The organism is Streptomyces sp. CAI-85 (assembly GCF_013363615.1).
In the GTDB taxonomy this organism is placed as follows: domain Bacteria; phylum Actinomycetota; class Actinomycetes; order Streptomycetales; family Streptomycetaceae; genus Streptomyces; species Streptomyces antibioticus_B.
In genome coordinates, this window is the sequence record NZ_JAANNX010000005.1 from 310,722 (window position 1) to 323,528 (window position 12,807).

Sequence of the window (12,807 nt, forward strand, 5' to 3'; positions counted from 1 at the left end):
GTCCCACTGCTCCGCAGCCTACGGGGCCCCACTGACAATCGGTCCGACCGGCGATCGCGCCCGGCCCGCTCTCCCCGGACGACAAGTCCAACAACCGTGCGGAGACGGTTTGTTCCCGTTCCGGATGTGGCGTTCCCCGCAGCCGTGCGACCTGTCGCGGCACCCCGCGGCCGCCCCATACTCCAGAGCCCGACGGCGAACAGGTGAAGGAGCACGGTGAGCGCGGCGACGGCGGCAGGGACCTGGAAGCTCGGCGATCTGGAGGTGAACCGCGTCGGCTACGGCGCGATGCGGCTGACCGGCAACGGCATGCTGGGCAACTCCGACGGCCCTCCGGTCGACCGCGACGCCGCCGTACGGCTGCTGCACGGCGCGTTCGAGCAGGGCGTCGACCACATCGACACCGCGGCCTTCTACTTCTCGCCGCTGCGCTCCGCGAACGAGCTGATCAACCGGGCTCTCTCGTCCTGGCGCGGTGACGTGGTCGTGGCGACCAAGGTGGGTCCGGGCCGCGATCCTTCCGGCGAGTGGCTTCCCATGGCCCGCCCCGACCGGCTGCGCGGCCAGGTCGAGGAGAACCTCCGCCAACTCGGCCGGGACCACCTGGACGTGGTGAACCTGCGCAGCAACGGCATGGACTCGGTCGCCGAACACTTCGGCGCCCTGGCCGAGTTGCGCGAGGCGGGCCTCGTCCGGCACCTCGGCCTCTCCAACGTCCGGCCGCAGCACGTCGCCGAGGCTCAGACGATCGCGCCCGTGGTCTGCGTGCAGAACGCCTACGGCCTGGACTGGCGCCGCGCCGACGAGAACGGGCTGGCGGACCTGTGCCGGGAACAGGGCATCGCCTTCGTCCCGTTCTTCGCCGTCTCCGGCCTGCGGCGCGAGGCCGCCGCGGCCCGGGAGCGGGACGCGCGCGTCCACACGGTCGCCCGCGCCCACGGCGCGACACCCGCCCAGATACGACTGGCCTGGACCCTGCACCGAGGCCCCCACGTCCTGGCCATCCCCGGCACCACGAACCCGTCCCACCTCACCGAGAACATCACCGCCGGAACCCTGCGCCTGACCGAGAAGGACCTGGCCCTCCTCGACGAACCGAACGAACCAGACACCACGGACACCACGGACGACCCGGGCGCCTGAGCGCGCCCCCCGGATCGTTACTGGCTCGTGACCACCGCTGCCTGGGGGCGGATCGGGAGGCGGTTGATCGGGCGGCCCGTCGCGGCGCGGACCGCGGAGGCGATGGCGGCCGGGGAGGTGACCACCGGGACCGCGCTGGCGGCCTTGGCGCCGAAGGGGGCGACCACGTCCCGTTCCTCGATCAGCTTGACGATCCGGATGTCCGGGGCGTCCAGGGCCGTCGGCAGGGCGTAGCCGGTGAGGTCGGGGTGGCGGATCAGGCCGCGCGGGGTGCGGAGGTTCTCGGTGAGGGCGATGCCGACGCCCTGGGTGACGCCCGCCTCGATGCGCGCCGCGAGCTGCGCCGGGTTGAGGACGCGTCCGACGTCCTGGGCCACGGCCAGTTCCACGACCCGGACCGAGCCCAGCTCGATGTCGACGTCGACCACCGCGCGGACCGCGCAGAACGCCATGCCGACGAAGGCGTCGCCCTGGCCGGCCGAGTCCAGCGGTTCCGTCGGGTGCGGGCGGCACTGTGCCGTCGCCCACAGCTCCTTGCCGTGGAGTTCCTCGGCGACCGTCGTCGACAGGACGCCGTCGTAGGAGGTGATCTTGCCGTCGGTGATCTGGAGGAGTTCGTGGGACATGCCGAACTTGTGGGCCAGCGGCTGGAGGAGCTGGGTGCGGACCATCTTGGCCGCGCGTTCCACCGCGCCGCCGGAGACCCAGGTGTGCCGGCCGCGGCAGCCCGCGCCCGCGGGCGGCTGGTCGGTGTCCACGGGCGCCACGTGCACCTCGTCGATGCCGAGCGTCTCCTGGACGATCTGGCGGGCCAGCGTGGTGAAGCCCTGGCCGGTCTCCACCGCCGCGCACAGGACCGTGGCGACGCCGTCCTGGACCTTCACGGTGGCCGTGGAGACCTCGTCGGCGCCCTCAGCGCCCAGCATGTGCACCATGCCCAGGCCGTAGCCCACGCCCCGGCGCACCGCGCCCGGCTCGCCCGCGCCCTCGGGGCCGCCGGGCAGCAGCCACTCGTCCTCGGGGGTGTCCTTGGGCAGCGGCGGGAGCGGGTACTCCTGGACGGCCTGGAGGAGTTCGGCGACCGGCGCCGGGCAGGTCACCGTCTGGCCGGTGGGCAGGACGTCGCCGGTCGCCATGACGTTGCGCAGCCGCAGCTCCGCCGGGTCGACGCCGAGCTTCTTGGCGAGCTTGTCCATCTGCGCCTCGTAGGCGGCGCACACCTGCATCGCGCCCTCGCCGCGCACATGGCCCGACGGCGGGTTGTTGGTGCGGACGGCCCAGCCCTCGATGAAGGCGTTCGGGACGACGTAGGGGCCGCAGGCGAAGGAGACGGCGGCGGCGAGCGCCTCGGAGGACGTGTCGGCGTACGCGCCCGCGTCCAGCAGGATCTGCGCCTCGACCTTGACGAGCCGGCCCTCGGAGTCGGCGTGGTGGCGGTAGCGCAGCAGGGTGGGGTGCCGGTGCGCGTGCCCGAGGAACGACTCCTCGCGCGTAGCGGTGAGTTTCACCGGGCAGCCGGTCTTCAGCGCGAGCAGGCCCAGCGGGAGCTGGAAGCCCTGGTCCTCGCGGTCGGCGGTGGCGCCGGGCACCCCGGTGACGACGATCTTCACCTGGTCGGTGGAGAGGCCGTAGACGGCGGCGGCCGTGTCCCGGTCGGCGTGCGGGTCGGTGGAGGCGAGGTACAGCTCCACGCCGCCGTCGGGGCGGGGCACGGCGAGTCCGGCCTCGGCGCCGATCGGGGCGGGGTCGGCGCGTCCGATGCGGTACTGGCCCTCCACCACGATGTCGCCGGCCGCGGACGGGTCGCCGTGGTGCAGCGGGATGTGCCGGATCAGGTTGCCGTCGGGGTGCAGGGCCGCCGCCTCGAAGGCCAGCTCGGGGTCGGTCACCGGGTCGAGGACCTCGTACTCGACGATGACGGCGGCGGCCGCCATCCGCGCGGTGTCCGGGTGGTCGGCGGCGACGGCCGCGATGGGCTCGCCGTGATGGCGTACGGCCTCGGAGGCGAACACCGGACGGTCGGCCCGGCCGCGTCCGTGCACCGGCCGGCCCGGCACGTCCTCGTGGGTGACGACGGCCCGTACGCCGGGCATCTCGCGCGCGTGGGACGTGTCGATGGAGACGATGCGCGCGTGCGGGTGCGGGGAGCGCAGCACGGCCGCCCAGAGCAGGCCCTCGGCCCACAGGTCGGCGGCGTAGGGGAAGGTGCCCTCGGTCTTCGCGCGCGCGTCGGCGGGCTGGAGGGACGCGCCGAGGCCGTGCGGGATCGGCTCGGGGGCCGGGGCGGCGTCGGCGGGGGTGGTCGCGGTGGCGGCTTCGTTGCTCACGCCTGGCCTCCGTCCTGGGCCGGTCCGTACGCCTGGTCGTAGCCCTGGTCGTATGCCTGGTCGTACGACGGGTCGTGCGGGTGCGGCTGCGCCGGGTTCTCGAACGCCGACGCGTGGACGCCGCCCGCGCCGGGGCCCGCCTGGTGCGGGATGCGGGCCTCGTCGCCGTCGGCGTCCGCTTCGGCCTCCTCGGCGAGCGCCTCGCGTTCGGCGACGACGTCCTTCACGGCCCGCAGGACGCCCTTGTAGCCCGAGCAGCGGCACAGGTTGCCGCACAGGGCCTGCCGGGTCTCCAGCTCGGTGGGGTCCGGGTTGCCCTCCAGCAGGTCGTGCACGGTCATCGCCATGCCGGGCACGCAGAAGCCGCACTGCACCGCGCCGCACCGGGCGAGCGCCCGCTGCACGTCCGAGGGCTGGCCGTCCACGGCGAGGCCCTCGACGGTGCGGATCTCGCTGCCGGCGGTGGTCACGGCGGGCACCAGGCAGGAGGCGACGAGCCGTCCGTCGACCTGCACGTTGCAGGCGCCGCACTCGCCCTGCGAGCAGCCGTCCTTGGCGCCCGCGAGGCCGAGGCGCTCGCGCAGCACGTAGAGCAGCGACTCGCCGATCCAGGCGTCGGTGACGGGCCGGTCGGCGTCGTTGACGCGCAGGACGTAGGAGGCGAGCGGGTGCTCCTCGGCCGGGGGCGGGGGCGGCTCGTCGGCGTCCGGGGCGTCCGGGGCGTGCGCCCGGTCCGGCGCGGCGGTGTTCTCGTTCGGGGGCGCCTCGGACTCCGGGCCGGCGGACGGCGCGGCGGGCCCCTGGGGGGCCTCGGCGGCCTCCTGACGGCCTGTCGCGTCCTCGGAGGTGCCGGTGGACCCGGCGGACCCCGCGGCGGTCCGGACGCCTTCCTGGGGCGTCTGGTCCCGCGTGTCACGGGAGGGCGCGGGGGCGGTGTCGTACCCGGCCGGAGGCTGCTGCTCGGACCGCTCGGGTCGCTCGACGCGCTCCCTGGCCTCGCCGCCGTACTCGCGCTCGCGCGCCGGATCGTGCGCCCCGCCGTGCTCCGGCGCGTGCCCGTACTCGGGTGCGTCCGGGCGTACGGGCTCCCGCACCCCGGTGTGGCCCGCGGCGGCCTCCGCCTGCTGGGCCCAGTTCTGGCCCGCGCCGTCGGTCGCGCCGGTCGCCCAGGGGGCCTGCGCGCCGCCCGGCAGGGTGGCCGGAGGCGTGCCGCCGCCCCACTGCTCGACCAGGGACGACTGGGTGAACTCGCCGGTCTCGTCCGGAAGGTCGCCGCCGACGACCGGGATCGACCACTGGCCGGTCACCTCGTGACCGGAAGCACCCGGACCGCCCGGACCCCCCGGAGCGCCCTGACCGCCCGGCGCCGCCGCGCCGCCCGTCGCCTCCTCGAAGTTCCACTGCCCGGTCGAGCCCGGGTTGTACGTGAACCGGTCGTCGCCGACGGTCTGCGGGCCCGTCTGCGCGGGCCACTCGCTGCCGCCCGCCGGGGTCGCCCAGGTGCCGGTGTCGTCCGTCGGGGGCGCGGCCGCTATCGGCGGGGGCACGTAACCGTGACCGGGCGCCGCGAGCGGAGGGGCCTCACCGGCCAGGAGCGCCTCGATGCCGCCCTCGGGCAGCTTCACGAACGCGGTGGCGCCGTCGTCGTAGTCGCCCTGGGGCAGCGGGTCCCAGCGGCCGCCGCCGCTCGGGGGCCTGCCCTCTCCGTGCTGGTCGTCGGTCACGACAGCGCCCTCCCCAGTGCTCGTCGGGCCAGCGCGGCGACGGTGCGCCGCAGGTGCAGTACGGCGGGCGGAAGCTCGGCCACGGAGCCGTCCACGCCCGGCGCCGGGTCGGGGATGCAGGCGGCGGCGACGTACTCCCCGAAGGCGGTCAGGGCCTCGGGGACGATCGAGCGGTTGTTGTCCCAGTCGATGAGCCGGGCGACCCACTGCTCGGCGTCCAGGGGGCGCAGCGGCATCGGCGCGATGGCGCCGACGGCGCACCGCACGCCGCGCCGGGCCGGGTCCAGGACGAGGGCGACGGACGCGACGGCGCGTCCGGGGCCGGTGCGCCCGGTCGCCTTGAGGAAGACCTGCGGGGCGTGCAGCAGCGGCACGCGCACGTACCCGATCAGCTCGCCGCCGCGCAGCATCTCCATGCCGACCAGCAGGTGCGAGACCGGGATCTCCCGGCGGGCGCCGTTCGGGCCGGCGATGACGAGGGTGGCCTCCAGGGCGGCCAGGACGGGCAGCGCGTCGCCCGTCGGCGCGGCGGAGGCGATGTTGCCGCCGAGCGTGCCGGCGTTGCGGATCTGCGGCGGGCCCGCGGCGCGCGCCGCGGCGGCGAGCGCCGGGATCAGGGCGGCGAAGTCGGGGCGGCCCATCCGCGCGTGGGTGAGTCCGGCGCCGAGCAGGGCGTGGCCGTCCTGGTACTGCCAGCCGCGGATCTCGCTGATCCGGCCGAGGCCGACCAGTCCGGCGGGCCTGAGGAGCCCGGAGTTCACGGCGGACATCAGGTCGGTGCCGCCGGCCACCGGCACGGCGGCGGGCATGGCCGCCAGGGCCGCCACGGCCTCGTCCAGCGTCGTAGGCAGCGTGACGGCCTGCGCCGCCTGCGGTGCGTGCGTGGTCAAAACCGGCTGCCCCTTCCCGCTGCCCCACCTGGTCCCACCTGTGTTGCCGTACGGTACGTGCTGACAGGGCGGACGTGGCAACTCTGGCACATCTTCGCAACACCCGAACGCGGGGGTCCGCTAGGAGGCATTCGCCCGTCTCACTGCGGAGATGGTCCGTTTTGACACGGCATCGCCGGTGCGTACGCATTGCCACTCTTCGGGGTCTCTGTCGTGCCTCTCCCGCAGCGGACGGGACGGTCACCGGTGCGGCGGCGGGCCCTCGATCGGGCGCCCCAGGACACCGGGCCGCCGCTGCCACGGCCGCGGCCCTCCCGGCGGCCGGTAGGCGACGCCCAGGGCGTCCAGCCGCGCGCAGTGCGCCACCGTCCGCCGCTCGAAGTCCGCGAAGTCCCGTTCCGCGGGCGCGGGCAGGGAGCTCCAGGCGACCTCGGCGAACGCCGCGAGCCGGGGGAACACCTGGTAGTCGACGCGCGCGGCGTCCTCCATCGCCTCGGTCCAGACGTTGGCCTGGGTCCCGATCACGTGCGCCGCCTGTGCGGGCGTCAACTCCGGTGGAACGGGCTCGAACCGGTACACGTCCTCCAGGGTGCGGACCCAGCCGATCGGCACCGGCTCGTCCGGGCCGCCGTCCTGCCGGTGGTCCAGGTACACGTGCTGCTCGGGGCACATGACGACGTCGTGCCCCGCGCGCGCGGCCGCCGTACCGCCCGCGTAGCCGCGCCAGGAGGACACCGCCGCGCCGTCCGCGAGACCGCCCTCCAGGATCTCGTCCCAGCCGATGAGCCGGCGCCCGCGCGCGGACAGCCAGGTGTCGAAGTGCCGGACGAACCACGACTGGAGCGCGTCCTCGTCGGCGAGGCCGAGTTCCGCGATCCGGGCCTGTACGGCCGGAGAACTCCGCCACTGCTCCTTGGGGCATTCGTCGCCGCCGATGTGGACGAACTCCGAGGGGAACAGGTCGAGGACTTCCTCGAACACCTCCTCGTAGAAGCGCAGGGTGTTGTCGGTGGGGGCGAGTACGTTGGGATTGACCCCCCAGGTGTCCCACACGGAGAGGGCGGTGGTGTCGACGACATCGGTGTTGCCGAGTTCCGGATACGCGGCGATCGCGGCCTGCGAGTGCCCGGGTACGTCGATTTCGGGGACGACGGTGATATGCCGCTCGGCGGCGTAGGCGACGATCTCGCGGATGTCGTCCTGCGTGTAGTGACCACCGTGCGGCTTCTCGTCCCACAGGGGTGAGGCGCGATGGCCGAATTTCGTGCGGGCCCGCCAGGCGCCGACCTCGGTGAGCCGGGGATGGCGCCGGATCTCGACGCGCCAGCCCTGGTCGTCCGTCAGATGGAAGTGGAAGACGTTCAGTTTGTGCGCGGCCATCAGATCCAGGTAGCGCAGGACACCGTCCTTCGGCATGAAGTGCCGGGCCACGTCGAGCATCAGGCCGCGCCAGCGGAAGCGGGGCGCGTCCTCGATCGTGAGGTGCGGCACGGCCCAGGTCCGGTCGCGGCGCACCGGCGCCCGGCGGTGGGCGTCGGGGCCGAGGAGCTGGCGGAGCGTCTGGGCGCCCCAGAAGACACCGGCCGCGTCCCCGCCCTCGACGAGCACCCCGCGCGCGTCGCTGACGAGGCGGTACGCCTCGGGGCCGAGCCGGCCGTCCACCCGGAGCGCGATGCCGTCGGTGCCGTCGGGCTCCCGTCCCTCGCGCAGCGGCAGGCCGGTGGCCTGCCCCAGGGCGGTGCGCAGCCAGCGTTCCGCGCCCTCCGCCCCCGGACCGGCGTGGAGCCGGGAGCGCGCCGTGAGCCGCACCTCGCCGGGTGCGGCGGTGACGGCGCGGGGCGCCGGAATCAGTTCCGTCATGTCAGACCCAAGACCTTTCAGACCTTTCAGTCCTTGACCGCGCCGCCGAGTCCGGAGACCAGACGGCGCTGCACGAGTACGAAGAACACCAGCACCGGAATCGTCATCAGCGTGGAACCCGCCATCACGCCGCCCCAGTCGGGGTCGTCCGGCCGGAAGAACACCAGCAGGGCCATGGGCAGGGTGGACTGCGAAGTGTCGCTGATGATGAACGACTTGGCGAAGAGGAAGTCGTTCCAGGCGGAGATGAAGGAAAAGACGCTCGTGGCCACCAGACCGGGCAGCACGAGCGGGAAAAGAATCTGCCAGAGAAAGCGCGTCCGGCTCGCCCCGTCGAGGTACGCGGCCTCCTCCAGGGCTTCCGGGACGGCTTTCACGAACCCCCTCAGCATCCAGATCGCGAAGGGCAGCGAGAAGGCGATGTGGGGCAGGATCAGAGAGCCCAGGGTGTTGAGCTGACCGGCGTCCCGCATGAGGAAGAACAGCGGGATCGTCAGGGCCTCCACGGGCACCATCTGGGCCACCAGGAACATGATCAGCAGGGTGGTCCGGAAGCGGAACCGGAATCGGGTCACGGCGGTCGCGGCGAGAAACGCGATGAGTCCCGAGGCGATCACCACTGCACCCGCGACGAGAAGGCTGTTGAGCGCGTAGCGGCCGAATTCCTGTTGTCCGAACACCCTCCGGAAGGAATCCAGGGAAGGGGCGAGGGTCCATGGCCGCGGCGCGCCGGACTCGATCTCCCCGGCCGGCCGGAAGGCGCCGAGCACCATCCAGTACAGCGGGAAGGCGACGACGGCCGCGGTCAGCAGGGCGGCCGCCTCGGCCACCAGCCGCCAGGGCCGGGCCACCAGGTTCCGTACGGCGTTCACAGCTCCTCCCCCTGGCGGCGCAGCAGCCGCAGATACACGAGCGTGACGGCGAGCAGCAGGACCAGCATCACGACGCCGATGGCCGAGCCGAGGCCGTACTGCGAGGACGCGAACGCCTGTTGGTAGGCGTAGACGTTCAGGACGAGGTTCTGGCCGGCGATCCCGCCGCCGCCCGTCATGACGTAGATCTGGGTGAAGACCTTGAAGTCCCAGATGACGGACTGGATGGTGACGACGGTCAGGATCGGCCGCAGCAGCGGGGCGAGCACGGACCGCCAGATCCGCCACGGCGAGGCGCCGTCCAGCGCGGCCGCCTCCAGCACCTCCGCGGGCACGGCGCGGATCCCGGCGTAGACGGTGATCATCACGAACGGGAAGGAGCACCAGACGACTTCGAGGAGGACGAGGAAGAAGGCGCTGTAGCGGCCGTACGTCCAGGAGTGGTCGCCGAGGCCGAGGATCCGGTTCACGGGGCCGAAGTCGGGGTCGAAGAGGAACAGCCAGACCGTCGAGCCGGTGACCGCCGGGGTGGCCCAGGCGCCCAGCGCGGCCAGCATCAGCGCGAGCCGGGGCAGGGCACGCACGCGCGTGAGGAGCACGGCGAGGGCGCAGCCGACGGCGAGCGTGCAGAGCACGCACAGGGCGGCGAAGACGACCGTGGACAGCAGCACCTGCCAGAACCGGTCGTCGCCGAAGACGTCGGCATAGTTGCCGAAGCCCCGGAAGACGGTCGGTTCGCCGCCGCTGACCTGTGCCTGGGTGTACTCGAAGAGGGAGATGAGCCCGAGCTGGTAGACGGGGTAGGCGAGCAGGGCGGCGAGGACGACGAGGGCGGGGGCGAGATAGAGCCAGGGCGTCAGCCGGGGCGCCCGCGGGCGCGGACGGCCGGGCACCGCCCGGATCCGCGCCGGTGCCCGCTCGGCGCCCTTGAGGCCGGCCGGCGCCGTCACCCGGCGGAGCCGAACGCGTCGTCCATCTTCTTCGCCGCGTCCGCGGAGGCCGCCGTGACGCTCTTCCGGCCGCTGACGACCTCCTGGAACATGGTCGGCAGGACCTGCTGGGAGTCGATCTGGGACCAGGCGGGCGAGGCGGGCACGAACTTGGTGCCGGCGGCCAGGGTCCGCACGAAGGGCTCGACGAACGGCTCCTGCGCGGCGGCCCGGTCGCGGACGTCCGTGAAGGTCGGCAGGAAGCCCATCGCGTCGAACAGCGCGCCCTGGGTCCTCTTCGACGCCAGTTCCTTCATCAGGCCGACGGCCAGGGTGCGGTGCCCGGTGCTCTTCAGGACGCCGATGTTGTTGCCGCCCGCGAAGGCCGGGGCGACCGATCCCGCCGTGACCCCGGGCAGCGGGACGACGGCGTACTTGCCCTTCACGGCCCCGGCCTCCACGGCGGCGTGGCTGAAGTCGCCGCCGATCGCCATGCCCGCCTTGCCGGCCGCGAACGCGGTGACGGTGTCGTTGCCGCCCATCCCGGCGCACTTGGCGGCCGGACAGTTGTCGTCCGAGAAGAGGGCGGTGTACGCCTCGATGCCCTTGCGGGCGGCGGCGCTGTCGATCCCCGCGGTGAAGGACGTGCCGTCGGCGTCGGCAAGTTCCCCGCCGTGCGCCCAGACGAACGGCATCGCGCCGTACGTGTAGGCGCCGCCGACGACCAGGCCGTACAGGTCGGGCCGGGCGGCGCGGACGGCCCGCGCGGTGACCGCCAGTTCGGCCAGGGACTTCGGGACGGCGAGGCCGAGGTCCTCGAAGACGTCGGTGCGGTAGTAGAGGGCGCGGACGCCGACGTAGAAGGGGGCGCCGTAGACCTTCCCGCCGACGGTGACCGAGCGGCGGGCGGTGGGGTCGGTGTCCTTCGCCTCCGGCCAGGCGCCGAACTCCTTCGTGACGTCGAGGAGTCCGCCGTCGTGGACATAACCGGCGGTGTCGGTGTTGCCGTACTCCAGCACGTCGGGCGCGGACTCCGGGTCGTTGAGGGCGGCCTTGACGCGCTGGGCGCGGCTCTCGACGGGGATGTACTCGACGTCGACCTGCACGCCGTCGTGGGCCTTCTCGAAGGCGGTGACGACGGAGTCGACGACCTTCGCCTTCGGGGTGTTGCCGACCTCCTGGAAGAGCCAGACGCGCAGGGTGCCGGTTCTGTCGTCGGTGCCGGAGGCGGAGTTCGCGGAGGTCTGGGGGGTGCAGGCGGTGGCGACGACCAGGGCCGCGGCCGCGAGCAGGGCGGGCCGGACGGGGAGCTTCATGACGTGTCCCTCCGAACGAGAAGCGCGAGCGTTGCATCATGTGCAATGACTGTTTTGCTCTGCACAACACTCGGAGGCTAGGGACTTCCGGATCACGCCGACAAGAGGTCTCAACCACTCTGTGACCAGGGGACGCACCCCGTGCAACGGCAAACACGCCAAAGGCCCCCGAGACACGCGAAAACGCGTCTCGGGGGCCTCAGAGCCTCAGGGCTTCAGGTGAAGGACCGGGCGGGGTCCCTACTTCTTGTCGCCGCCCTTGCCCTTGCCGTCTCCGCCGCCGACGCCCATCGACTCGAAGATCTCCTTGCACATCGGGCAGACGGGATACTTCTTGGGATCGCGGCCGGGCACCCACACCTTGCCGCACAGCGCCACGACGGGCGTGCCGTCGAGGGCGCTCGCCATGATCTTGTCCTTCTGGACGTAGTGCGCGAAGCGCTCGTGGTCGCCGTCGCCGTGCGACACCTGCGGCGTCGGCTCTACGAGGGTTCCCGTACCGGTGCCGCGCTCGGGCTCGAGAGTGCTCATGCGCCCAAGGGTACTGAAAGCTCCCGGGATCAGTTGAGCGACGGGTCGTCCGCGTACGTGGCCACCATCGCCAGCTCGCTGCGCTGGCGGCGCAGGACCTCGCGCCAGAGTCTCTCGGGGGCCGGGGAGGAGACGTCACCGGGTTCGGACTCCACCACGTACCAGGCGCCCTCCACCAGTTCGTCCTCCAGTTGGCCGGGTCCCCAGCCGGCGTATCCGGCGAAGATCCGCAGGGAGCCCAGCGCGGAGGCGAGGAGTTCCGGCGGGGCCTCCAGGTCGATGAGGCCGATCGCGCCGTGCACCCGGCGCCAGCCGAGCGGGCCGCGGTCCCCGGAGGAGTCGCCCGGGATGACGGCGACGCCCAGCGCGGAGTCGAGGGACACCGGGCCGCCCTGGAAGACGACCCCGGGCTCGCCGGTGAGGCCGGCCCAGCCCTCCAGGATGTCGCTCACACCCACCGGCGTGGGGCGGTTGAGGACGACACCGAGGGAGCCCTCCTCGTCGTGGTCGAGAAGGAGCACCACCGCACGGTCGAAGTTCGGGTCCGCCAGGGCGGGCGTTGCCACGAGCAGCCGCCCTGTGAGCGAGGACACCTCGGTCATGCCAGACATGATCCCCCATCTTCCCCGGGAGTGGGGAGGCAATGCGGGCACGGGAGTGAGGGCAGGTCGGGCGCACGGATGCGGTCCCGGCGCACGGCCGCGGAAGGCTCCGCGCGGTGACCCCGTGTGGCCGCCGCGGAACCGTTCGTGTTGTGACACAGCTATGACCTCCCTGGGCCCTCCTCGGGCTTCCGGCAGGGGGGTCGGCGGCGATTACTCTGTCTCCTCTGGCCCTGCCCCACTCGATGGAACGCGAGACACATGACCGTCAACGGCTCTGACGACGTACTGCTTGTTCACGGCGGAACCCCGCTGGAGGGCGAGATCCGTGTCCGCGGTGCGAAGAACCTCGTACCGAAGGCCATGGTCGCCGCGCTGCTGGGCAGTGAGCCGAGTCGGCTGCGCAACGTTCCGGACATCCGCGACGTGCGGGTCGTACGCGGGCTGCTGCAACTGCACGGGGTGACGGTCCGTCCGGGTGAGGAGCCCGGCGAGCTGGTGCTCGACCCCACGTACGTGGAGAGCGCCAACGTCGCCGACATCGATGCCCACGCGGGGTCGAGCCGTATCCCGATCCTGTTCTGCGGGCCGCTGCTGCACCGGCTGGGCCACG

Annotated in this window: 10 protein-coding genes and 1 pseudogene; 2 read left to right on the plus strand and 9 right to left on the minus strand. The window is 73.1% G+C overall.

From position 1 onward, the window contains the following. The first annotated feature begins 216 nt into the window (after positions 1-216). Positions 217-1,143: an aldo/keto reductase gene (locus tag G6W55_RS10385; protein ID WP_175520492.1), complete on the plus strand. Its 927-nt coding sequence runs from the start codon at positions 217-219 to the stop codon at positions 1,141-1,143. 17 nt (positions 1,144-1,160) lie between these two features. Here the strand turns inward: G6W55_RS10385 and G6W55_RS10390 are convergent, their stop codons facing one another. The 9 genes from G6W55_RS10390 to G6W55_RS10430 form a co-directional block, all read right to left on the minus strand. Further along, on the minus strand, positions 1,161-3,470 hold the full coding sequence (locus G6W55_RS10390; protein ID WP_175520493.1) for a molybdopterin cofactor-binding domain-containing protein: 2,310 nt from the start codon (positions 3,468-3,470) through the stop codon (positions 1,161-1,163). Next, the gene (locus G6W55_RS10395; RefSeq protein WP_175520494.1) at positions 3,467-5,194 is read right to left on the minus strand and encodes a (2Fe-2S)-binding protein; all 1,728 of its coding nucleotides are present in this window, start codon (positions 5,192-5,194) and stop codon (positions 3,467-3,469) included. Before G6W55_RS10395 ends, G6W55_RS10390 begins: the two co-directional genes overlap by 4 nt. Then, positions 5,191-6,084 (minus strand): xanthine dehydrogenase family protein subunit M, encoded by an 894-nt coding sequence (locus G6W55_RS10400; protein WP_175520495.1) that lies wholly within the window; start codon positions 6,082-6,084, stop codon positions 5,191-5,193. Before G6W55_RS10400 ends, G6W55_RS10395 begins: the two co-directional genes overlap by 4 nt. Positions 6,085-6,324: 240 nt before the next feature. Continuing rightward, complete coding sequence (locus tag G6W55_RS10405) at positions 6,325-7,944, minus strand: beta-N-acetylhexosaminidase (protein WP_175520496.1); 1,620 nt, start codon at positions 7,942-7,944, stop codon at positions 6,325-6,327. 26 nt (positions 7,945-7,970) lie between these two features. Further along, positions 7,971-8,816, minus strand: a complete 846-nt coding sequence (locus G6W55_RS10410) for a carbohydrate ABC transporter permease (protein WP_030780357.1) — start codon at positions 8,814-8,816, stop codon at positions 7,971-7,973. Beyond that, the gene (locus G6W55_RS10415; protein WP_375372441.1) at positions 8,813-9,766 is read right to left on the minus strand and encodes a carbohydrate ABC transporter permease; all 954 of its coding nucleotides are present in this window, start codon (positions 9,764-9,766) and stop codon (positions 8,813-8,815) included. The genes G6W55_RS10410 and G6W55_RS10415 overlap by 4 nt, the downstream gene beginning before the upstream one ends. Continuing rightward, complete coding sequence (locus G6W55_RS10420) at positions 9,763-11,061, minus strand: extracellular solute-binding protein (protein WP_175520497.1); 1,299 nt, start codon at positions 11,059-11,061, stop codon at positions 9,763-9,765. Before G6W55_RS10420 ends, G6W55_RS10415 begins: the two co-directional genes overlap by 4 nt. Before the next feature lie 240 nt (positions 11,062-11,301). Continuing rightward, positions 11,302-11,592 (minus strand): DUF3039 domain-containing protein, encoded by a 291-nt coding sequence (locus G6W55_RS10425; RefSeq protein WP_078633653.1) that lies wholly within the window; start codon positions 11,590-11,592, stop codon positions 11,302-11,304. 29 nt (positions 11,593-11,621) lie between these two features. Continuing rightward, the gene (locus G6W55_RS10430; RefSeq protein ID WP_175520498.1) at positions 11,622-12,194 is read right to left on the minus strand and encodes a YqgE/AlgH family protein; all 573 of its coding nucleotides are present in this window, start codon (positions 12,192-12,194) and stop codon (positions 11,622-11,624) included. A 261-nt stretch (positions 12,195-12,455) separates the two neighbouring features. Here G6W55_RS10430 and G6W55_RS10435 point away from each other — a divergent pair. Beyond that, a pseudogene (locus tag G6W55_RS10435) lies at positions 12,456-12,807 on the plus strand (UDP-N-acetylglucosamine 1-carboxyvinyltransferase); the annotation flags it as partial.

What these genes read in the sequence shown, in the direction of transcription:
- G6W55_RS10405 (WP_175520496.1), bottom strand. Translation starts at nt 7,944, where the DNA reads ATGACGGAACTGATTCCGGCGCCCCGCGCCGTCACCGCCGCACCCGGC.
- G6W55_RS10420 (WP_175520497.1), bottom strand. Translation starts at nt 11,061, where the DNA reads ATGAAGCTCCCCGTCCGGCCCGCCCTGCTCGCGGCCGCGGCCCTGGTC.
- G6W55_RS10425 (WP_078633653.1), bottom strand. Translation starts at nt 11,592, where the DNA reads ATGAGCACTCTCGAGCCCGAGCGCGGCACCGGTACGGGAACCCTCGTA.
- G6W55_RS10430 (WP_175520498.1), bottom strand. Translation starts at nt 12,194, where the DNA reads ATGACCGAGGTGTCCTCGCTCACAGGGCGGCTGCTCGTGGCAACGCCC.